Source organism: Bradyrhizobium sp. CIR18, from assembly GCF_014198295.1.
In the GTDB taxonomy this organism is placed as follows: domain Bacteria; phylum Pseudomonadota; class Alphaproteobacteria; order Rhizobiales; family Xanthobacteraceae; genus Bradyrhizobium.
In genome coordinates, this window is the sequence record NZ_JACIHF010000014.1 from 23,754 (window position 1) to 45,689 (window position 21,936).

At 64.5% G+C, this 21,936-nt stretch carries 19 protein-coding genes and 1 pseudogene; 7 read left to right on the forward strand and 13 right to left on the reverse strand.

Features of this window, described 5'->3' with window-relative positions:
• Positions 1-60: 60 nt before the first annotated feature.
• The 5 genes from GGD65_RS31310 to GGD65_RS31330 form a co-directional block, all read right to left on the reverse strand.
• Entirely contained in the window at positions 61-3,195 is a 3,135-nt protein-coding gene (locus GGD65_RS31310; protein WP_092261379.1) for an efflux RND transporter permease subunit, read from the reverse strand.
• A complete protein-coding gene (locus tag GGD65_RS31315; RefSeq protein WP_018321581.1) occupies positions 3,195-4,124 on the reverse strand; it encodes an efflux RND transporter periplasmic adaptor subunit in 930 nt (309 codons plus the stop codon). Before GGD65_RS31315 ends, GGD65_RS31310 begins: the two co-directional genes overlap by 1 nt.
• A gap of 158 nt (positions 4,125-4,282) precedes the next feature.
• The gene (locus GGD65_RS31320; protein ID WP_183237786.1) at positions 4,283-4,954 is read right to left on the reverse strand and encodes an OmpA family protein; all 672 of its coding nucleotides are present in this window, start codon (positions 4,952-4,954) and stop codon (positions 4,283-4,285) included.
• Between the two features lie 159 nt (positions 4,955-5,113).
• Positions 5,114-6,655 carry a caspase family protein gene (locus tag GGD65_RS31325; RefSeq protein WP_179739717.1) on the reverse strand — a complete coding sequence of 514 codons (1,542 nt, stop codon included), beginning with the start codon at positions 6,653-6,655 and terminating at the stop codon, positions 5,114-5,116.
• Between the two features lie 97 nt (positions 6,656-6,752).
• Positions 6,753-7,022, reverse strand: coding sequence for a hypothetical protein (locus GGD65_RS31330; RefSeq protein ID WP_183237787.1), 270 nt, complete (start codon positions 7,020-7,022; stop codon positions 6,753-6,755).
• 11 nt (positions 7,023-7,033) lie between these two features.
• On the opposite strand from GGD65_RS31330, the gene GGD65_RS31335 reads away from it, so the two are divergent.
• A complete protein-coding gene (locus GGD65_RS31335; protein WP_183237788.1) occupies positions 7,034-7,840 on the forward strand; it encodes an N-acyl homoserine lactonase family protein in 807 nt (268 codons plus the stop codon).
• A gap of 130 nt (positions 7,841-7,970) precedes the next feature.
• Here GGD65_RS31335 and GGD65_RS41030 read toward each other — a convergent pair.
• The 3 genes and pseudogenes from GGD65_RS41030 to GGD65_RS31345 all read right to left on the reverse strand — a co-directional run.
• Positions 7,971-8,042: pseudogene (locus GGD65_RS41030) on the reverse strand (MarR family transcriptional regulator); the annotation flags it as partial.
• 98 nt (positions 8,043-8,140) lie between these two features.
• Positions 8,141-8,860: a class I SAM-dependent methyltransferase gene (locus GGD65_RS31340; protein WP_183237789.1), complete on the reverse strand. Its 720-nt coding sequence runs from the start codon at positions 8,858-8,860 to the stop codon at positions 8,141-8,143.
• A gap of 90 nt (positions 8,861-8,950) precedes the next feature.
• On the reverse strand, positions 8,951-9,493 hold the full coding sequence (locus GGD65_RS31345) for a MarR family winged helix-turn-helix transcriptional regulator (RefSeq protein WP_018321574.1): 543 nt from the start codon (positions 9,491-9,493) through the stop codon (positions 8,951-8,953).
• A 110-nt stretch (positions 9,494-9,603) separates the two neighbouring features.
• Here GGD65_RS31345 and GGD65_RS31350 point away from each other — a divergent pair, with 110 nt between their 5' ends.
• From GGD65_RS31350 to fahA, 5 genes are all read left to right on the forward strand, one after another.
• Positions 9,604-11,220 carry an FAD-dependent oxidoreductase gene (locus GGD65_RS31350; protein ID WP_183237790.1) on the forward strand — a complete coding sequence of 539 codons (1,617 nt, stop codon included), beginning with the start codon at positions 9,604-9,606 and terminating at the stop codon, positions 11,218-11,220.
• Between the two features lie 8 nt (positions 11,221-11,228).
• A complete protein-coding gene (locus GGD65_RS31355; protein ID WP_183237879.1) occupies positions 11,229-11,462 on the forward strand; it encodes a DUF2783 domain-containing protein in 234 nt (77 codons plus the stop codon).
• 25 nt (positions 11,463-11,487) lie between these two features.
• Positions 11,488-12,444 carry an MBL fold metallo-hydrolase gene (locus tag GGD65_RS31360; RefSeq protein WP_183237791.1) on the forward strand — a complete coding sequence of 319 codons (957 nt, stop codon included), beginning with the start codon at positions 11,488-11,490 and terminating at the stop codon, positions 12,442-12,444.
• A 2-nt stretch (positions 12,445-12,446) separates the two neighbouring features.
• Entirely contained in the window at positions 12,447-13,793 is a 1,347-nt protein-coding gene (gene hmgA, locus GGD65_RS31365) for a homogentisate 1,2-dioxygenase (protein ID WP_183237792.1), read from the forward strand.
• Between the two features lie 62 nt (positions 13,794-13,855).
• The gene (gene fahA, locus GGD65_RS31370; protein ID WP_183237793.1) at positions 13,856-15,127 is read left to right on the forward strand and encodes a fumarylacetoacetase; all 1,272 of its coding nucleotides are present in this window, start codon (positions 13,856-13,858) and stop codon (positions 15,125-15,127) included.
• A 102-nt stretch (positions 15,128-15,229) separates the two neighbouring features.
• On the opposite strand, the gene GGD65_RS31375 is transcribed toward fahA, so the two are convergent.
• Together GGD65_RS31375 and GGD65_RS31380 are read right to left on the reverse strand one after the other, a co-directional pair.
• A complete protein-coding gene (locus tag GGD65_RS31375; RefSeq protein ID WP_183237794.1) occupies positions 15,230-15,541 on the reverse strand; it encodes a DUF1272 domain-containing protein in 312 nt (103 codons plus the stop codon).
• A 72-nt stretch (positions 15,542-15,613) separates the two neighbouring features.
• Positions 15,614-16,093 carry an Lrp/AsnC family transcriptional regulator gene (locus tag GGD65_RS31380; protein ID WP_026202578.1) on the reverse strand — a complete coding sequence of 160 codons (480 nt, stop codon included), beginning with the start codon at positions 16,091-16,093 and terminating at the stop codon, positions 15,614-15,616.
• A gap of 123 nt (positions 16,094-16,216) precedes the next feature.
• Here GGD65_RS31380 and hppD point away from each other — a divergent pair, with 123 nt between their 5' ends.
• Positions 16,217-17,332, forward strand: coding sequence for a 4-hydroxyphenylpyruvate dioxygenase (gene hppD / locus GGD65_RS31385; RefSeq protein ID WP_183237795.1), 1,116 nt, complete (start codon positions 16,217-16,219; stop codon positions 17,330-17,332).
• Positions 17,333-17,465: 133 nt separating this feature from the next.
• Here hppD and GGD65_RS31390 read toward each other — a convergent pair whose 3' ends face one another.
• From GGD65_RS31390 to GGD65_RS31400, 3 genes are all read right to left on the reverse strand, one after another.
• Positions 17,466-18,572 (reverse strand): CaiB/BaiF CoA-transferase family protein, encoded by a 1,107-nt coding sequence (locus GGD65_RS31390; protein ID WP_179739702.1) that lies wholly within the window; start codon positions 18,570-18,572, stop codon positions 17,466-17,468.
• 196 nt (positions 18,573-18,768) lie between these two features.
• On the reverse strand, positions 18,769-19,569 hold the full coding sequence (locus GGD65_RS31395; RefSeq protein ID WP_092261368.1) for a xanthine dehydrogenase family protein subunit M: 801 nt from the start codon (positions 19,567-19,569) through the stop codon (positions 18,769-18,771).
• A gap of 15 nt (positions 19,570-19,584) precedes the next feature.
• Positions 19,585-21,927 (reverse strand): xanthine dehydrogenase family protein molybdopterin-binding subunit, encoded by a 2,343-nt coding sequence (locus GGD65_RS31400; protein ID WP_018321563.1) that lies wholly within the window; start codon positions 21,925-21,927, stop codon positions 19,585-19,587.
• Positions 21,928-21,936 lie beyond the last annotated feature (9 nt).

The following is a 21,936-nucleotide window of genomic DNA, read 5'->3' on the forward strand; positions in this document are numbered from 1 at the left end:
AACATAGCGCCTTGAAGGCGCCCTGCGTTAACGCGCCCCTCCGGCCACTCGCCCGAAATCTTACTCCGCAGCACGGTGGGCAACGTCTTTCGATGCCGGCGCCGCGCCGTGATGACTGTCCGTCTCGGCGTCCTCGCTGTGCACGATCAGCCGCTTGGCGAAGCGCCAGATCAGGGCGCCAAAATCGTCCATCACCATGAACATCGCGGGCACGAACACCAGCGACAGGATGGTGGAGAAGATCAGGCCGCCGATCACCGCGAGCGCCATCGGCGAGCGGAACTCGCCGCCGGCGCCGACCGCGAGCGCGCTCGGCATCATGCCCGCGGCCATCGCGATCGTGGTCATCACGATCGGCCGGGCGCGCTTCATGCCGGCGTCGATCATCGCCTCTTCGCGCGGCTTGCCGGCGTGAATGGCTTCGATCGCGAATTCCACCAGCATGATCGCGTTCTTGGTGACGATGCCCATCAGCATCAGAATGCCGATCCACACCGGCGTGGTCAGCTGCTTGCCGGTGAGGAGCAGGGCCGCGATGGCGCCGCCGATCGATAGCGGCAGCGAGAACAGGATGGTGATCGGCTGCAGGAAGGTGCCGAACAGCAGCACCAGCACGGCGTAGACCATCATCAGGCCCGCCGTGATCGCGGTGGCGAAGCCGTCGGACAGTTCGTTGAGGCTTTCGGCGTCGCCGGAGGGAGAGACCTTCACGCCCTTCGGCCGGCTCTTCATCACCGGCAGATCGTAGATCTTCTTGGTGGCGTCGCCGAGTGCGGCGGAGCCGACGAGGTCGGCGGCGACCGTCGCCTGCCGCTCGCGATCGTAGCGGTTGATGCTGGTCGGGCCCTGGTCGAGCTTGACGTCGGCGATGACCGAGAGCGGCACGCCGCCCTTCTCGCCGTGCTCGCCGAGTGGCACGCGCAACTGTTCCAGCGTCTTCAGATTGCCGCGCGCGGCATCCTCGAGCTGCACGCGGATCGGCACCAGACGGTCGCCGACGTCGAACTTGGCGAGCGCGGGTCCGACGTCGCCGATGGTGGCGACGCGGATGGTCTGCGACAGGCTTTCGGTCGAGACGCCGAGCCGCGCCGCGAGATCGGCGCGCGGTTCGACGCGCAGCTCGGGCCGCTCCAGCGTGGTTTCCGAGATCACGTTGGAGATGGTCGGAATCCGCTTCATCTGCGTCGCGAGCTCGCTCGCGAAATTGTTGACGATGTTGGCGTCGACACCGGTCACGACCAGCGAGATGGCGCGCAGACCGTTCTCGTCGAGGAACCAGAAGCGGATGTCTGGAATGTTCTCCAGCTCCTGGCTGATCGAGAATTCGAGCTCGCGCTGGGTGATGTCGCGGGCATCCTTGGGCGTGTAGTTGATGATCAGTGCGGCGCGCCGGACTTCCTGGGTGCCCGGCGGGACGCGCCCGCCGTCGACGAAGATGCTCTTCACCTCGGGCCGCTTGCGCAGCCGCGCGACGATGTCCTCGGTGACCTTTTCGGTATAGGCAAGCTGGGTGCCCGGCGGAAGCTCGAGGGCCAGCAGTGAGCGCGAACTGTCCTGCGCCGGCAGAAAACCCTGCGGCAACAGCGTAATGCTCCAGATCGAGGCGGCGAAGATGCCGAAGCCGACCAGCACCGTGATGAAATAGTGTTTTACCGACCAGGCCACGATCCGATGATAGGCCCGCAGCACGCGGCCGGGCGGCGGTTCTTCGTGAGTGCCGGGCTTGAGGAAGTAGGCGGCGAGCACCGGCGTGACGAAGCGCGCGGCGAGCAGCGAGAAGAACACCTGCACCGAGACGGTGATGCCGAACTGCTTGAAGAACTGTCCGGCGATGCCCGACATGAAGCTCGCCGGTGCGAAGATCGCGATGATGGTGAGCGAGATCGCGATCACCGCGAGGCCGATCTCGTCGGCGGCTTCCAGGGCGGCACGATAGGGCGACTTGCCCATGTTCATGTGCCTGACGATGTTCTCGATCTCGACGATGGCGTCGTCGACCAGAATACCCGTCGACAGCGTGATGGCGAGGAAGCTGACGAGGTTCAGCGAGAAGCCGAGCAGGTCCATCGCCCAGAAGGCCGGGAAGATCGACAAGGGCAGCGAGATCGCGGCGATGATGGTGGCGCGCAGGTCGCGCAGGAACAAGAGCACGATGACGACGGCGAGGATGGCGCCTTCGAACAGGGTCGAGATCGCCGCGTGGTAATTGCCGTTGGTATATTCGACCGAGGTGTCGATCACCTTCAGGTCGACGTCGGGATAGGCGGCCTTGAGCACGTCGATGCGCTTCTGCACGGCCTCGGCCACCTTGACGTCGCTGGCGCCCTTGGAGCGCTTGATGCCGAGCGCGACGATCGGCTCGCCGTTGAAGCGGGCGAAGGTGCGGCGGTCGGCGATGGTGTCAGTGACGGTACCGAGATCGTCGAGCCGGACCTCGCCGCCGCCGAACAGCGGGATCATGGTGCCGGCAAGGTCGCTCAGCGTCTTGGCGCCGGCGAGCGTGCGGATGGCCTGGTCGTTCTTGCCGATCTCGGCGCGGCCGCCGGCGACGTCGACATTGGTGCCGCGCAGGCTCTGGCTGACATTGACCGCGGTCAGCCCCATCGCCTGCAGGCGGTCGGGGTCGAGCGAGACCAGGATCTCGCGCTCGACACCGCCGATGCGCTCGACCTGGGCGACGCCGCGCACGCCTTGCAGTGCGCGCTTGACCACGTCGTCGACGAAGTAGGACAGCTGCTCCGGCGTCTTGCCGGGCGAGATCGCGGCATAGGTGACGATCGGCAGGCCGATGACGTCGACGCGCTGGATCAGCGGCTCGGTGACATTCTGTGGCAGGTTCGAGCGCACACGCGTCACCGCGTCCTTGACGTCGTTGAGCGCGCGGTCGGTGTTGGTCTCCAGCGCGAACTGGATGGTGGTGACCGACACACCGTCTGTGATCTGTGAGGTGATGTGCCGCACGCCCTCGACGCCGGAGACGGCGTCTTCGACCGTCTTGGTCACCTGCGATTCGAGCTCGGCGGGCGCCGCGCCGAACTGCGACACCACGACCGAGATCACGGGAATGTCGGCCGAAGGCAGCCGCGTCACCGCGAGCTTGGTGAAAGACACCCAGCCGAGGATCAGAAGAATGATCGAGAAGACGACCGACGGCAGCGGATTCCGGATCGACCAAGCCGAGATATTGAGAGCCATCAGCGTACCCGCGTGCGATCGAGTTCATCGGCGAACATGGTCTTGATCTGGTCGCCGTCATGGAGCGAAGAGCCGGCGTCGGCCACGACGATTTCGCCGACGTCGAGGCCCTCCAGAATTTCCGTCGCGTTGTCGGACGAGAGCCCGACCCGCACCTTGCGCGTCTCGATGATGTTGCCCTTGACGACCTGAATGGTGAGATGGTCGATCGCGGTCTTGGGGATCGAGACGCCGCAGCTTCGCTTGGCGTCGATCGAGGCGCGGGCGAACACGCCGACCTTCAGCGACGGATTGTTGGTGACGCTGATGCGGACGCGGCCGAGCTGCGTGGCGCGGTCGATCTCGGGCGCAACCAGCCGGACCCGGCCGATCAGATCGGGCGCGTCATCGCGGCTGATGCGCACGGTGGCGCCGGAGTTGAGCTTGGGCATGTGCACCGCCGGAACCTGAGCATCGAGCTCGATCTCGTTGTTGACGGCGATGCGGAACATCGGGCCGGCCTGCGGGGAAGCGGGCGCGCCGACGATGGTGCGGACCTCGGTGATGAGGCCCGGCGCAGGTGATTTCAGCGAGATCGGACCTTGCGGACCGGGTCTCTGCGGCTGGCCCGGGATCTGCGGCGGCGCCGTCAGGCGCGCCAGCTCCTGGTTGTCGGCAACGACGGTGCCCTCGGTGACGAAGAGATCGGTGACCTTGGATCCCTCCTGGTCGGCGATGACCACGGCCTCGCGGCGCGGCACGAAGAAGCCGGTCACCCGTACAAGGTCGGAGAAGCAGGCATTGGTCGACTTCGTCACGATGACGAGCGCCTCGCTCTGCGTCTCCTTCGGCTCGGCGCGCTTGCGATGCTCGAACAGGTAATAGCCGACGCCGAGCGCGACGACGAACATCACGGTTCCGGCAGGTTTGAGATATTCGGAGAGGTTCATCGCCGGATCATCCTGGCCTGGCTCACGGCCATCCGCGCGAGGCCCATCGAGAGCATTTCCCTGAAACAAAGCGGCGTCCCGCAAGGCTGCGGGACGCGCTCTGGAAGCGAGACTTTACACCACATCACGACTTGTCACTTCAGAGGATTTTGTCGTGCTCACTTCGATGCGGTGGTCTTGTTTTCCATGTTGACGACCTGCACGCGGCGGTTGGCCTCGGCCATCGGCTGGCTCGGATTCTTCAGCTTGCTCTTGCCGTAGCCGACGGTGACGAGGTCGGTGGCGGAGATGCTGTACTTGTCGACGAGGTAGCGCTTGATCGCATCCGCGCGGCGTTCCGACAGGTCCTGGTTGTAGGTTTCGCCCCCGGCGGCATCGGTGTGGCCGGCCACCACGAAGGTGGAGCCCTTCAGGTCGGGACTGGTCAGCGCGCGACCGAGCGCCTGCACGGATGGCATCGACTTGGCGCTGATATTGGCGGAGTTGTAGTCGAACGTGATTTCGAGATCGATGTTCGGCTTGTCCTTGGCGACCGATGCGATTTCTTCGCGCTCGGTCGAGGACAGCGAACGCGTCGAGCGGCCGCGCACCGACTGGATCAGCTTGCTCTCGGCGGCGTTCGGCGCGGGATCGGCCTGGGGGGCGAGCGAGAGGCCGCGGGTCAGGGGCTTCTTGGCCGGCGGCGCCAGCGCGCGGACGATGTCGTCCTCGGTGACGTTCTTGCTGTTGCCGTCATCGCCGGCGAAGGCCGGCGAGGCCGGCAGCGACAGCGCAGCGCCAAGAGTGATGATGGACAGAATCGCGGTAAGTCCCTTTGCAGCCGATTTCATAGCCAGTCCCTCCTGCGCAGCGAGCTCGCGCGGTTCGAAAATTCCTGCCAAAGTTCCTGCAATGAGCCCCCCGGGGAAGGCCGCCTGCGGCATCCGTTCGTTAGTCTTCCCTGGGCCACCAGGGGTTCGAGGCGCCGCCTGCCTCAATTCAAAAAAATCCTAGCGCACTCCGTAGCTTGCGAACTCCTGAACGATGTTCGGATCCATCGCTTTGGCATTGGCGATATCAAGCGCGCCTTCCTGGGCGGAGCCATTGCGCTGCTTGGCGAGGCCGCGTCCGTAGAGCGATGAGGTCAGGCGCGGGTTGATCCTCAGGGCCGCATCGAAATCGGCGATGGCATTCTTGACCGCGCCCGATTTGAGGTTGACGAGCCCGCGGCTGTCCAGCGCGTCGACGAAGTTGGGCCGCAGCCGCAACGCCTCGTTGCAATCCTTCAGCGCGCCCTGAAGGTCGCCGACCACGGTGCGGGTCCAGCAGCGGTTGTTCAGCGCCTCGACATCCTTGGTGTTGATCCGGAGCGTGTCGTCGAAATCCTTGATGGCGAGGTTGTAGGCGCCCTTGCTGGCATAGACCTGGCCGCGCCGGTACAGCGCGTTCACGTCGTCCGGATTGGCGGCAATCTTGGAGGTCAGGCTCTTGATCGTGGGATCGTCGGCCAGCGCGGCGGCGCTCGGCCCGCTGTCGGTGCTCGGTGCCGGAGCGGGATCAATCGGTTTGACCGGCGGTGGCGGCGGGGGCAGGGCGGCCTCGACCTGCGGCTTCGGCGTGGGGGCCGGCGCAGGCGCAGGAGGTGGAGAAGCAGGCGCGGGTGCCGCCGCGGTGTCGGCCGGCTTCGGCGGCGGAGGCGGTGTCGGCGCCGCGGGCGGTGACGGCGGCGGGTTGTTGGCGACCACCGGCGGCGGCGCGGGAGGCGCGGGCGGCGTCGACGGTGCCGGACGCGATCCGCCGGCTCCCGGGCTGAACGAGAAATCTTCGGCCAATGAAGAGGATATCCAAGGCACCTGCTCGCCGCGCGAAGCCCGGGTGACGCCCATCTTGGTCCGGTTCAGCGTCTCCTCGGCCATCAGGTCGGGGACCCGGATTTCCTTCAGGAGCTCCTGGACGAACAGGCTGTGCTCGCCGCCGGCGTCGGAGACCACCGAGGCCAGCGCCGCCGAATACATCACCAGCGTTCCGTTCGGCGCGATCACCGGGGTCAGGCCGGCCGAGAAGCTGCGGAACCGGCGCTCGAACGGATTGCGCCTGCTAGCGTCGACCAGCGCGATCTTGACGCCGGCGCCGCGGGTGTTGAGCTCGCCGAGGACGGTCTCGAGGCTGAAACCGTCGCGGCGCACGTCGGATTCGGTCCAGATCTGCGCATCGATCGGCAGCATGTAGCTCTGGCGCGCCGACTGGATGCCGAAGCCGCTGAAGAACACCAGCGCCACCGATCCCGGCTTGATCTTGCCGTAGAGCTTGTCGAAGGCGCGGCGCATGCCGTCGCCGGTCAGATTCTCGCCGATCTCGACCGAAAAGCCGTCGCGCTTGAGCTCGTCGGCGACGTCACGGGCATCGTTGATCGGTTCCTTCAGCGGAGCATCCGCATCCGGATATTTGGCGTTGCCGATGACCAGCGCAAAGCGGTCACCGGCCGCAAGCGATGGGGCAGTCGGGACGAGCGAGACGAGCAAGGGCAGAAGAAAAAAGAAGCGAATTTTCATAATCAGCGCGGTCCAGCCAAAAAGGCGCCGTTCCCAGCTTGCGCCGCGGCGACCTTAACTTACGCTTCCTGCATTATCAAACCGGGGACGGGGGGCGTCAACTGCTTGGAGATTCGGCGTTATCGCGACGATTGACCGCAACGCCTGGGTGCGCCGCAGGGAGGATAAACAGGCTGTCATCTTTGTGCTCGACGTGATCCGGCTCGATCTTACCGGCGGACGTTAGGGACTCCATGGCGACGAAAATGTGATTGGTCTCACATTGAATGGCCTGCCGCCGTGATGCGGCGCGGCGTTTGACCTTTGCAGCGGAGAATGGCTTGGTGCGCAGGATCGTGCCGAAGATCCACTCAAAAAAGCAAAGCAAAAGCAAAAACCATGGGAAACGCCTACGAGATTTACGCCCTGCGCTATGCGACGATGTCGCCGCGCACCCCCAGCATGAACTTCCTTCAGCCCGATCCGCATGACAGCGCGGCGCAGGACCTCGACTATTTCGTCTGGCTGATCCGCGGGGACGGCCGCGACATCCTGGTCGACACCGGCTTCAATGCCGAGGAGGCGAGCGCGCGGGCGCGCAAGCTGACGCTCAATCCGGTCGATGCGCTGGAGCGCTTTGGCGTCGCGGCGTCAAGCATTCGCGACGTCATCGTGACGCATCTGCATTACGACCACGCCGGCAATCTCGATCGCTTCCAGAATGCGCGCTTCCACCTCCAGGAGCGCGAGATGGCCTACGCGACCGGGCGCTGCATGTGCAACGGACTGCTGCGACATCCGTTCTCGGTCGAGCACGTCACGCAGATGGTGCGCCACGTCTATGGCGAGCGTGTCACGTTTTATTCCGGCGACGGCGAGGTCGCGCCCGGCGTCACCGTGCATCGCGTCGGCGGCCATTCGGACGGCCTGCAGGTAGTCAGGGTCGAGACCGCGCGCGGGCCGGTGGTGCTGGCATCCGATGCCGCGCATTACTACGCCAATCTGCAGCGCAAGAGCCCGTTCCCGATCGTCTACAATGTCGGCGACATGGCGGTGGGTTGGGAGACGATCGAGCGTCTCGCCGGCCATCCTGACAGGTTCATTCCCGGCCATGATCCGATCGTGACGGAAATTTATCCGCGCGCCAGCGACAAGGTCGACGCCTGGGCGCTGCATCTGCAGCCGTCGCGGTCGTTTGCGAAGTGAGGGCGAAGCCGTCATTCCGGGGCGCGCGAAGCGCGAACTACGGTGCGCAGTTGCGCACTTGAGAATCGCGCGCCACAATCTCTGGATTCCGGGTTCGCCGCTTTGCGGCGCCCCGGAATGACAGCGTCGGCTAATACGCCTGCTTGGCGTCGGCCTCTTTGCTGGTCTGGATCAGATCGAGACTCGCTTCGATCTCGCCGAGCCGGATCGAGAGCGCCCGGTTTGAGTCTCGATCGGCAATTCCGGTCTGACCTTTTCTTCGGACGTGTGCGGTCTCCGAGACGGGCGTCAGATATGGTTTCAACGAGTGCCGGCAGGATCCACACAAGCAACGATATCGCGGGGAGATTTTCGAGCTGCTAGCTCCGGGGGAGAGAATATCGCCAGGTATCCTCCGTCCCCTGCGAGCTTATATGTGGCGACCTCGCGATAGCCGACGGCAGTTAATTCGCAGCGCAAGAGCGCAATTGGCATGCCATGCTTCGACGTCGGAAGCTCAAGATCGACAATTCCGACCCGCGCACCCTGCTTCAAGGCGGGCGCGAGATTGTAGAGGAAGGCATAGGGTTGGGCTATCTCGTGATACATGTGCGCAAGGATTGCGGCGTCCAGCGAGGAAGCGGGCAGACGCGGGTCGTGGGGTTCGCCGAGCGCGAATTGCACGTTCGTCAACTTCAGAAGTTTTGTTCGCCTGGCGAGTTCGACGACGTAATCCCGCGTGACGTCCTGGGCAACGACAGAGCCGGCGGATCCGACGAGGTGCGAGAGCCTGACCGTGTGGTAACCACTGCCTGCTCCAATGTCACCGACTGTCATACCTGGTTTCAGTTCAAGAACGCGTGCGATTTGACCGGCCTCATTGAGGGCGTCGCGGCGCTCTTCGGCGGAGCGGCGCGGGCTGACGATTCGAGCGACAGGGCGCTGCGGTGAGGGAAACTCGTTTGCAGCGACTCCAGGGGGAGCCCGATGACCTATGTCAGCGGCGTATGCACGAGTTGCAGCAAAGGCCACAAGTAGCATCGCTATATTCGCCACTGCCGTCACGGGCCTACCAAGCTTTCTCAACCGGACTCCCAAATGCCGACGTCTGCGCCTCCATGAGTACGCGTCCTAATACGCCTCTTTCGCGTCGGCCTCTTCGCTGGTCTGGATCAGATCGAGATTCGCTTCGATTTTGCCGAGCAGCACCGAGAGCTGCTTGCGCTCCTGCGCGGAGAGGCAGGCGAGGATTTCGTCTTCCCGCCGCAGCAACTGCGGGAACAGCTCTTCGTAGAGCGCGCGGCCCTTCTTCGTCAGTTGCAGGCGGAATTCGCGGCGGTCGGCTTCGTTCTCGACCCGCTCGATCAGGTCCTCGTTGAGCAGCGCAGTCACCGCGCGACTGATGGTGGATTTGTGCGTGCGGGTGCATTGCGCGATGTACTGCGCGCTACACGCATCGTTGCGGAACCCGAGCGTGGCGATCACGCGCCAGGCCGGAATGTCGAGACCATGCCGTTCCTGGTATTCGACCGCGAGCGCGGAACTGACTTCCGCTGCGAGCCGGTTGAGGCGGAACGGCACGAACTTGAACAGGTCGAGCCGTGCCTTTGGCCGCACGGAGGCCTCGTCGGCTTCGCGTGCCTTCAGTGCGATGTCGCTGGATGTCCTCGCCAAGGCGCGCGCTCCGAATTCCAGTTGACGGCCGGCCGGCTCCGGTCCAAAATAGTTGCACGTGAGACTATCTAGCAGATCAGGCCTCTCCTGACCAGAGCCGAGGTTCGAGTATGGCGCAGGCCACGACCTATCAGGCCAAAGCCCAGTTCGGCTATCGCCGCCATGCCGATCAGGACCGCGCCGGCCAAGGCCCGGCCGAGCATCCGGTCGTGGTTGTCGGCGCCGGCCCGGTCGGGCTGTCGCTCGCGATCGACCTTGCCCAGCGCGGCCAGCGCGTCGTCCTTCTGGATGATGCCGACCGCATCGGCGAGGGCTCGCGCGCGATCTGCTTCTCGAAGCGGTCGCTGGAATATTGGGACCGGCTCGGCGTCGGCGACCGCATGGTCGCCAAGGGCGTGGTGTGGAGCGTCGGCCGGATCTTCCACGGAGAGTCCCTGCTCTACCAGTTCAACCTCCTGCCCGAGGACGGCCACAAGCGGCCCGCCTTCATCAATCTCCAGCAATACTACGCCGAAGCCTATCTGGTCGATCGCATCAGCGATCTGCCCGAGATCGACCTGCGCTGGCGCAACAAGGTGACGGCGCTGGAGCAGCGCAATGATTCCGTCGCATTGACGATCGAAACGCCGGAGGGCGCCTACCGTTTGCATGCGCAATATGTGATCGCCTGCGACGGCGCCCGCTCCTCGCTGCGGCAGATGGTCGGCGCCGAGTTTGCGGGGCAGGTGTTCGAGGACCAGTTTCTGATCGCCGACGTCAAGATGACCGCGGAATTCCCGACCGAACGCTGGTTCTGGTTCGATCCGCCGTTCCACGCCGGCCGTTCCGCCTTGCTGCACCGGCAGCCCGACGATGTCTGGCGCATCGACCTCCAGCTCAATCGCTACGCCGATCCGGTGGTCGAGAAGAAGCCGGAGAACGTGCGGCCGCGGATCGCGCGCATGCTCGGCCACGACAAGTTCGAGTTCGAGTGGATCTCGCTGTACAAATTCCAGTGCCGGCGGATGGACCGGTTCATCCATGGCCGCGTGATTTTCGCCGGCGATTCCGCGCATCAGGTCTCGCCATTCGGTGCCCGCGGTGCGAACTCGGGACTCGAGGACGCGGAAAATCTGTCCTGGAAGCTCGACCGCGTGCTGCGCGGCACCTCGCCCGCCAGCCTGCTCGAGAGCTATCATGCCGAGCGCAGCCTGGCGGCCGACGAGAACATCCGCGAATCCACCCGCTCGACCGATTTCATGGCGCCGAATTCGCATCAGGAAGCGCGGCTGCGCAAGGCGGTGCTGTCGCTGGCCAAGGAGACCGAGTTCGGCAAGCGCATGGTCAATGGCGGACGGCTGTCGGTGCCGTGCAGCTACGACTCTCCGTTGTCGTCGCCGGATGCAGATGTGTGGGGCGGTGGACCCTCTCCCGGCTGCTCCATGCTCGATGCGCCAATTGCCGAGCAGGCTTATCTGACGGACGCCTTCCGCAGGGGTGGAACGGACTTCACCCTGCTCTCGTTCAACAATGGCGCGGCGATCGATGTGCCCGATGGCATCAAGAATATTCGCATCGGTGGCGAGGGCGGACTTGCCGATCCCTCGGGCCTTGCCGCAAGGCGCTACGACGCCGCGCCTGATACAGCCTATCTGCTGAGGCCCGATGGCTATGTCGCCGCGCGCTTCCGCCATCCGACGCGCGCCGCGATCGCGGCGGCGTTGTCGCAGGCTCAAGGGCTCAATTGAGGTTTCGCATGCCGTTGTCTACCAGCTCCAACTTTGCGCGGCCGGACGATGCCTTTCGCGCCATCGTCGAAGCGCATCGCGGGTTCACCGAGGAGCAGAGCGCCGATTTCGACGCGGCACTGGTGCTGATCCTTGCCAACCATATCGGCGACATCGGTGTGCTGCGCGAGGCAATCGAGCTTGCCAAGCGCCGCATGATCGACGGCCAACAGCAACAACAGCAACAGCAGCAACAACAATAGCCCAAAAGACTCAAAGGACGAATTGATGGCGAAGAACTTCGCATCCACCGGTGACCTCTCGGAAAAGAAAATCACCTTCTCCGAGATCGGCACCGATCTCTATGCCTTCACCGCCGAGGGCGATCCGAACACCGCCGTGATCGTCGGCGACGACGGCTGCCTGGTATTCGACGCGCAGGCGACGCCGGCGATGGCGAACAAGGTGATCGAGCGCGTCCGCACCGTGACCGACAAGCCGATCAAGTACGTCGTGCTGTCGCACTATCACGCCGTGCGCGTGCTGGGGGCCTCCGCCTACAAGGCGCAAGGCATCGTCGCCTCGCAGGAGACCTATCGGCTGATCGAGGAGCGCGGCAAGCAGGATTGGGATTCCGAGTACGGCCGCTTCCCGCGGCTGTTCCAGGACGCGCAGAGCATCCCCGGCCTGACCTGGCCGACGCTCACGTTCGAAGGCGAGATGTCGATCTATCTCGGCAAGCGCGAAGTGCGGCTGATGCAACTCGGGGCCGGCCACACCTCCGGCGATATCGTCGCCTGGGTGCCCGATGCCGAAGTGATGTTCTCCGGCGATCTCATCGAATATCACTCGGCCTGCTATTGCGGCGATGCGCATTTTCGCGAATGGCCGCTGACGCTGAACGAGATCCGCAACTTCAATCCCAAGGCGATCGCGCCGGGTCGTGGCGACGCGCTCAAGGGCACGGCCACGGTGCGCGAAGCCATCGCGATGACCCGCGATTTCGTCACCTCGCTCTATGGCGCTGCCGAAATCTCGGTGGCCAAGGGTCGCACGCTGAAGGAATCGATGGCGGCGACCCGCGAGGTCATGGATCCGAAATTCCACAGCTTCGCCATCTACGAGCACTGCCTGCCGTTCAACGTGTCTCGCGCCTATGACGAGGCGTCGGGGATCGACGATCCCGTGATCTGGACCGACAAGCGCGACCAGGACATGTGGGCAGCCCTGCAAGGAGGAGGATAGTGATGAACATCAACACCTCGCCCGATCAGATCATCCGAAGCTCGGCGCAGGTGACGCCGGGCTACATGTCCGGCTTCGGCAACAGCTTCGAGACCGAAGCGCTGCCGGGCGCGCTGCCGATCGGGCGCAACTCGCCGCAGCGCTGCGCCTACGGGCTCTACGCCGAGCAATTGTCCGGCTCGCCCTTCACCGCGCCGCGCGGCACCAATGAGCGCTCATGGCTCTATCGCATCCGTCCCTCGGTGAAGCATTCCGGACGCTTCGAGAAGGCCGATGCCGGCCTGTGGCGTTCGGCGCCATGCCATGAATACGATCTGCCGATCGCGCAGATGCGTTGGGACCCGACGCCGCTTCCGAAGGACGAGGTCAGCTTCGTGCAGGGCGTGCAAACCATGACGACGGCGGGCGATGTTAATACGCAGGCCGGCATGGCCGCGCACGTCTATCTCATCACCAAGTCGATGGTGGACCAGCATTTCTACAATGCCGACGGCGAGCTGATGTTCGTGCTTCAGCAGGGCAATCTTCGTCTCGTCACCGAGTTCGGCCGCATCGACGCCGAGCCGGGCGAGATCGTCGTGATCCCGCGCGGCGTCAAGTTCCGCGTCGAGATTCCGAACGGGCCGGCGCGCGGCTATCTCTGCGAGAACTACGGCGGTGCGTTCACGCTGCCGGAGCGCGGGCCGATCGGCGCCAACTGCCTTGCCAACGCCCGCGACTTCCTCACCCCCGTCGCGCATTACGAGGACAAGGACACGCCGACCGAGCTCTACGTGAAATGGGGCGGGGCGCTGTTCAAGACGACCTTGCCGCATTCGCCGATCGACGTCGTCGCCTGGCACGGCAATTACGCGCCCTACAAATACGATCTGCGCACCTTCTCGCCGGTCGGCGCGATCGGCTTCGATCATCCCGATCCCTCGATCTTCACGGTTCTCACTTCGCCGTCGGAGACGGCGGGCACCGCGAATATCGACTTCGTGATCTTCCCCGAGCGATGGATGGTCGCCGACAACACCTTCCGGCCGCCCTGGTACCACATGAACATCATGAGCGAGTTCATGGGCCTGATCTACGGCGTCTACGATGCCAAGCCGCAAGGCTTCGTCCCCGGCGGCATCTCCTTGCACAATTGCATGCTGCCGCACGGCCCCGATCGCGACGCCTTCGAGCATGCCAGCAACGGCGAATTGAAGCCGGTGAAGCTGACGGGGACGATGGCCTTCATGTTCGAGACCCGCTACCCGCAGCGCGTCACCGCCCACGCCGCGAACGCGTCCACGCTGCAGGACGACTACGCGGATTGCTGGAAGGGGCTCGAGAAGCGGTTCGATCCGAACAAGCCGTAGTCTCTCTTACCCTCCCCCTCCAGGGGAGGGTGACACCGTCACCGCTGCGCAACGGGAAACCCATGCCCCATCCCAACGACCCCAGCCTCCGCTCCTTCATCGAGATCGATCCCGCCTCCGACTTCCCGATCCAGAACCTGCCCTATGGCGTGTTCTCGACCGCGGGGAATCCGATGCCGCGGGTCGGTGTCGCGATCGGTGATTACGTGCTCGATCTCTGGGAGCTCGAGCAGGATTCCCGGCTCGATGTCGGCCCGCTTGGGGTGTTCTCCGGGCCCTCGCTCAATCCCTTCATGACGCTGGGGCCAAAGGTCTGGGCCAAGACCCGGGCGCGGATCAGTGAGCTTCTGCGGGCCGATCATCCTGAGCTGCGTGACAATGGGGAACTGCGTAGCCGCGCGCTCGTGCCGATGCGCGATGCCAGGCTGCATCTGCCGTTCGCCGTCTCCGGCTATACCGACTTCTATTCGTCGAAGGAGCACGCCACCAATGTCGGCGTGATGTTCCGCGGCAAGGACAATGCGCTGCAGCCAAACTGGCTGCATATGCCGATCGCCTATAACGGCCGCGCCTCGACTGTGGTGGTTTCAGGCACCAAGGTGAAGCGGCCGCGCGGGCAGCTGAAGCCGCCGAACGTCGAGGTGCCGAGCTTCGGGCCCTGCAAGCGGCTCGATTTCGAGCTGGAGATGGGCGTCGTGATCGGCCAATCCTCGCCGATGGGCGGCCTGCTGAGTGAGCAACAGGCGGAAGAGATGATCTTCGGCTTCGTGCTGCTCAACGACTGGAGCGCGCGCGATATCCAGCAATGGGAATATGTGCCGCTCGGTCCGTTCCTGGCCAAAGCGTTCGCGACCTCGATCAGCCCCTGGGTGGTGACGCGCGAGGCGCTGGAGCCGTTCCGCCTGAATGGACCGGAGCAGCAGCCGGTGCCGCTCGATTATCTCAGGCAGGGCAGGCCGCAGAATTACGATGTCGAGCTCGACGTCTCCTTGCGCGCCGCCGGCGCCAACGCGCCCGCCAGCATCAGCCGCACCAATTTCAAATACATGTATTGGTCCTCGGTGCAGCAGCTGATGCACCATGCCTCCTCCGGCTGCGCCATGAATGTCGGCGATCTCTTAGGGTCCGGCACCATCTCCGGTCCGGAAAAGAACCAGCGCGGCAGCTTGCTCGAGATCAGCTGGAACGGCACCGAGCCAGTTGAATTGCCCGGCGGCGCCAAGCGCTACTTCCTGGAAGACGGCGACAGCCTCGTGATGCGCGGCTGGTGCCAGGGCAACGGCTATCGCGTCGGCTTCGGCGAGGTCGAGGGGACGATTTTGGCGGCGGAGTGATTACGGCGCGCTCCGGTCTCGTAGGGTGGGCAAAGCGAAGCGTGCCCACCATATCGATGACGTGGGCACGGCGCTAACGCGCCTTTGCCCACCCTACGAGATCTACCGCTTCTCCGGCGGCACGTCCCGTATCCGCGCGCAATGTGCCGCGACGTCCTCGACGCTGTATTTCAAATGCACCCGCTTGTCCGACGGCACCTGCTTGTTCGTGCAGACGCCCGGCCGCCATTCCTGCGTCGGCCTGATCGGGCGCGGCGCAAAACCGCCGCCGCAGTTCGGGCAGACGTTGGAGAGTTTCGTCTCGACGCAATCCGCGCAGAACGTGCATTCGTAGGAGCAGATCCGCGCATCAATTGCATCGGGCGGCAGGTCGCGGTCGCAATATTCGCAGTTCGGTCGAAGCTGGAGGGCCATGGCTGAATCTCCGGATTGGCCGGGATCATCGCAGATCGCGGGGGAAGCGCGAATGACGTAGTTCCCTCGATTTCAGCCGGCCTTGATCTCCCTGAGCGGCAATCGCGAGCTCTCCTTCAGCCTGTCGAGCACGATGGAAGAGCGTACATGCGCCACGCTCTGATGCGGCATCAAGACGTCGTTGACGAGGTTGGAGAGCCCTTTGAGATCGCGCAGCACCGCCTTCAGCACGTAGTCGGCGTCACCGGTGAGCGAATAGGCCTCCTGAATCTCGTCGATACGGCCAACCAATGCGCGAAACCGCTTCGAGTTATCCGGCGAGTGAGTCGCGAGCGTCACCTGGATGAAGGCGACCACGCCGAAGCCGAGTGCCTCGCTGGAGAGATCGGCGTGATAGCCCGCGATCACCTTCTCCTCCTCCAGCCGCATCCGCCGGCGCGAGCATTGTGAGGCCGAAAGCCCCGCGAGGTCGGCGAGCTCCTGGTTGGTGAGGCGGCCATCGTCCTGGAGCGCGCCCAGGATCCTGAGGTCGAAGGCGTCAACCGAAATCATGCGTCGTTTGCCCTTATCATGCACGGATTGTGCATATGATAGCCAAAGACCGTCTCGTTTGCACGCTCATTGCGGGCTCCATGAAGGATAGTTCCTCCCAGCAGCAATTTGGGAGAGCCGCCTATGGGACCGTTTCCGCACGATGCACTGCCGGCCACTGTTAGCGCCGACAATCCGATGGGCACCGATGGGTTCGAGTTCGTCGAATATGCGCATCCCAATCCAGAAGAGCTGCATGCGCTGTTCAAGCTGATGGGCTATGCGCCCGTCGCGCGCCACAAGACCAAGAAGATCACGGTCTACCGCCAGGGCGACATCAACTATCTCGTCAACGAGGAGCCGGGCAGCCACGGTTACGAGTTCGTTGCCACGCACGGGCCCTGCGCGCCCTCGATGGGGTTCCGCGTCGTCGATGCGAAGGCGGCCTATGACCGCGCGATTTCGCTCGGTGCGGAGCCTGCCGATGTGTCATCGGCGCAGAAGACGCTCGACGTGCCCGCGATCAAGGGCATCGGCGGCAGCCTGCTCTATCTGGTCGACCGCTACGGTGCTAAAGGTTCGGCCTATGATGCCGAGTTCGAATGGCTCGGCGCACGCGATCCGCGGCCTGCCGGCGCCGGCCTGTTCTATCTCGACCATCTCACCCACAACGTCCACCGCGGCCGCATGGATGTCTGGGCCGGCTTCTACGAGAAGCTGTTCAACTTCCGCCAGATCCGCTTCTTCGACATCGAGGGCCGCGCCTCCGGACTGTTCTCCCGCGCGCTGACCAGCCCGGATGGCAAGATCCGGATTCCGATCAACGAGGATGCCGGCGATTCCGGCCAGATCGAGGAATATCTGAAGACCTATCGCGGCGAGGGCATCCAGCACATCGCCTGCGGCTGCCGCGACATCTACCGCACCATCGAAGACCTGCGTGACGCCGGCCTGCCGTTCATGCCGCCGCCGCCCGAGACTTATTTCGAGCGGATCGACGCGCGCCTGCCCAAGCATGGCGAGGACCTCGCGCGTCTCCAGAAGAACGGCATCCTGATCGAAGGCGAGGGCGTGGTCGAGGGCGGCCAGACCAAGGTGCTGCTCCAGATCTTCTCGGCCAACGCGATCGGCCCGATCTTCTTCGAGTTCATCCAGCGCAAGGGCGACGACGGATTCGGCGAGGGCAATTTCAAGGCTCTGTTCGAATCGATCGAGGAGGATCAGATCCGGCGCGGGGTTTTGAAGGTGGATGCGGCGTAGGTTCCAGCCTCACGCACACTGCCGTAGGGTGGGCAAAGCGAAGCGTGCCCACGTCCTGCCCAGTTGATGCGAAGACGTGGGCACGGCGCTGCGCGCCCTTGCCCACCCTACGCGACCTTTGTCCGGGTGAGACTTACCTCTTCCACGCCTGCATCACCGCGCCGATTTCCGCCGGCTCCGGCTCACGCACCGCCGACGGTGTCCGCGAGAAGCGCGGCGCCGGGGCGGGCTGCTTCACGCCGTGGCGCTCGACGAACACGTTGCGGGCGACCATGTGCGGATGCTGGGTTGCTTCCGACATGGTCAGCACCGGCGCGAAGCAGATGTCGGTGCCTTCCATGATCTTGCACCAGTCCTCGCGCGTCTTGCTCTTGAACACCGCCTTCAGCTTCTCCTTCAGCGCCGGCCAGGCCTTGGGGTTCATCTGCGCGTCGAAATCGGCATCCGTCAGGCCCGCATGCTCGCGCAGCAGCGCGTAGAACTGCGGCTCGATCGAGCCGATCGAGACGAAGTGCCCGCAGGCACATTCATAGACGCCGTAAAAATGCGCGCCGCCGTCGAGGAAGTTCTGGTTGCGCCCCTCGGTCCAGCGGCCCAGCGTCGTCATGTCGAAGAAGAACGACATCAGCGAGGCCGCCCCGTCGCACATCGCGGCATCGACGACCTGGCCCTTGCCGGATCGCTGCGCTTCCAGCAGGGCTGCGAGCACGCCGACGACGAGATAGAGCGCGCCGCCGCCGAAATCGCCGACCAGATTGAGCGGCGGCACCGGTGCTTCCTTCGTGCCGATGGCGGCCAGCGCGCCGGTGATGGAGATGTAATTGATGTCGTGGCCGGCCGCGTTGGCGAGCGGGCCTTCCTGGCCCCAGCCGGTCATGCGGCCATAGACCAGTTTGGGATTGCGAGCGAGCACGACGTCCGGCCCGAGCCCGAGCCGCTCCATCACGCCGGGACGAAAGCCCTCGACCAGCGCATCGGCGCTGGCAAGCAGGTCGAGCACCTCTGCGATCGCCGCCTTGTCCTTCAGGTCGAGCTCGATCACCTTGCGGCCGCGTCCCGCCACCGACTTCATGCTCTTCTTCGCGCCGACCCGGTCGAGCGTGACGACGTCGGCGCCCATGTCCGCCAGCATCATGCAGGCGAACGGGCCAGGGCCGATGCCGGCGAATTCGACGATGCGGAAGCCCGAGAGCGGGCCGGAGGCGCGGACGGTCGAGGTGGGCGCTGATTTATCGAGCACGTTGTTGTTTCCTCGGGTCGCGGGCGGATGCCGATGGTTCGGTATCGCCGCTGACATTATTCTTGGAGCGAGTTAATCGGCTGATTAACTTTTCTCGCCTTCATGCCAGCGAGGCAAGCGCTTTTGATGCCGCACCGCCAAAATAAAACGGCGCGCACCGAAGTGCGCGCCGCGGAAAATTTGTGTCGAGGCGCTATCAGCGCGCCGCGGCCACCGCGCGCTGCGCCATTACCTTGATGAGGTTGGCGCGGTACTCGGCAGTGCCGTGGATGTCAGCCAGCAATCCGCTCGCCGAAATGCTGACGCCATCGATCGCCGACGGCGACCAGTTCGCCTTCAGCGCGGCTTCAATCGCGGGCACCCGCATCACACCGGATTGCGAGGCACCAGTCGCGGCGACGCGAACCTCGCCCGATTTGGTCTGCGCGACGAACACGCCGGTCAGCGCAAAGCGCGAGGCCGGATGCCGCATCTTCTCGTAGCCTGCTTTCGCCGGCACCGGGAACGACACGGCGGTGATGATCTCGCCGTCTTCGAGCGCCGTGGTGAACAGGCCCTGGAAGAAGTCCTCGGCCGAGATCGACCGCTTGTTGGTCTTCACGGTGGCGCCGAGTGCGAGCAATGCAGCGGGGAAATCCGCGGCGGGATCGTTGTTGGCGATCGAGCCGCCGATCGTACCGCGGTAACGCACGGCGGGGTCGCCGAGCACCGAGGTGAGATAGGCGATCGCAGGAATCGCCTTCTTCACATCGGCATTGGTCATGATGTCGTAATAGATCGTGGCGGCCTTGATGGTCAGCGTGTCGCCCGACAATTCGACGCCCTGCAGCTCCTTGATCTTGCCGAGGTCGATCACGTCGGACGGGCTTGCGAGGCGCTGCTTCATCACAGGCAGCAGCGTCTGGCCGCCGGCAAGGAACTTGGACTCGCTGCCCTTGGCGAACAGGCTTGCAGCCTCGTCGACCGAGGAAGCGCGATGATAGGTGGTCTGGTACATCTTCGTTCCTCCCTCTTAAGCCGCGTTGATCGTGCGCCACACCCGATCAGGGGTTGCGGGCATTTCCAGATTGTTCTTGCCGATCGCATCCGTGATCGCGTTGATCACGGCCGCAGAGGCGCCGATCGCGCCGGCCTCACCGCAGCCCTTGATGCCCAGGGGATTGCCCGGGCAAAGGGTCGTGGTGTGGGAGAGGTTGAAGGAGGGCACATCGTCGGCGCGCGGCATGGCGTAGTCCATGAACGAGGCCGTGACCGGCTGGCCGTTGGCATCGTAGATCGCGTGCTCGAGCAGCGCCTGCCCGATGCCTTGAACAAGGCCGCCATGGACCTGGCCCTCGACGATCATCGGGTTGATCAGCCGGCCGAAATCGTCGGCCGCGACGAAGTTGACGAAGGACGTCTTGCCGGTGCCGGGATCGACCTCGAGCTCGCAGATATAGGTGCCGGCCGGGAAGGTGAAGTTGGTCGGATCGTAGAAGGCGCTCTCCTTCAGACCCGGCTCCATCCCGTCAGGCAGATTGTGCGCGGTGTAGGCCGCGAGCGCGACCATCGGCAGGGCAATCGCCTTGTCGGTGCCGGTCACCTTGAACTCGCCGTTCTCGATGACGATGTCGGCCTCGGAAGCTTCCAGCGCATGGGCCGCAATCTTCTTGGCCTTCGATTCCATCTTCTCCATGGCCTTCAGGATCGCGGTGAGGCCGACGGCCGCCGAGCGCGAGCCGTAGGTGCCCATGCCGAACTGCACCTTGTCGGTGTCGCCATGGACGATCGAGACCTGGCTGATGGGAACGCCGAGGCGATCGGCGACGAGCTGGCAGAACGTGGTCTCGTGGCCCTGGCCGTGGCTGTGCGATCCCGTCAGGATCTCGATGGTGCCGACCGGGTTGACGCGCACCTCGGCCGATTCCCACAGGCCGACGCCGGCGCCCAGGCTGCCGACCGCCTTCGACGGCGCAATGCCGCAGGCCTCGATGTAGCAGGACACGCCGATGCCGCGCAGCTTGCCTTGCGACTTGGCTTGCGCCTTGCGCGCGGCGAAGCCGGCATAGTCGATCGCCTTCATCGCGGCATCGAGCGAGGCGTTAAAGTCGCCGGTGTCATAGGCCATGATCACAGGCGTCTGATGCGGGAACTGGGTGATGAAATTGGTCCGGCGCAGTTCGGCCGGATCGACCTTGAGCTGCCGCGCCGCCGTTTCCATCAGCCGCTCGATCAGATAGCTCGCCTCGGGGCGGCCCGCGCCGCGATAGGCGTCGACCGGCGTGGTGTTGGTGTAGACCCCGATCACCTCGGCATGGATCGCCGGGATGTTGTACTGGCCCGACAGCAGCGTCGCGTAGAGATAGGTCGGCACCGAGGACGAGAACAGCGACATGTAGGCGCCGAAATTGGCGTAGGTCTTCACCTTGAAGCCGGTGATCTTGTTGTTGGCGTCGAACGCCATCTCGGCATGGGTCACATGGTCGCGGCCGTGCGCGTCGGTGAGGAAGGCCTCGGTGCGGTCGCCGGTCCATTTCACGGGACGGCCGACCTTCTTGGAGGCCCACAGCGCCACCATCTCTTCGGGATAGATGAAGATCTTGGAGCCGAAGCCGCCGCCGACATCAGGGGCGATCACGCGCAGCTTATGCTCGGGGGCGATGTTGTAGAACGCCGAGAGCACGAGGCGGGCGACGTGCGGGTTCTGCGAGGTCGTATAGAGCGTGAAATGCTCTTCCGCCGCGTCGTAATCGGCGATCGCCGCGCGCGGCTCCATCGCGTTCGGGGCGAGGCGGTTGTTGGTGACGTCGAGCTTGACCACATTGGCGGCCTTGGCGAAGGCGGCATCGGTGGCGCCCTCGTCGCCGATCACCCAGTCATAGACCTGGTTGCCGGGAGCTTCGGGGTGAAGCTGCGGTGCGCCAGACTTGATCGCGGCCTGGACGTCGGCGACTGCGGGAAGTTCCTCGTAATCGACGACGACGGCTTCGGCCGCATCGCGCGCGAGATTCTTGCTTTCGGCGATCACGACCGCGACGGCCTGCCCGACGAAGCGCACCGTCTCCGGCGCCATCGCCGGCCATGCGCCCATCTTCATCGGGCTGCCGTCCTTGGAGGTGATGGCCCAGCCGCAAATGAGATTGCCGACCTTGTCGTCGACAATCTCTCGGCCCGTGAGCACGGCGACCACGCCCGGCATCTTCAGCGCGGCGGAGGAATCGATCCCCTTCACCTTGGCGTGGGCGTGCGGGCTGCGGATGAAATGGGCATGGGTCATGCCCACCAATTTGATGTCGTCCACGTACCGGCCCTTGCCGGTGATGAAACGCTTGTCTTCCTTGCGCACGACTCGCGCGCCGATGCCTTCAACACCCATGTCTGGTCC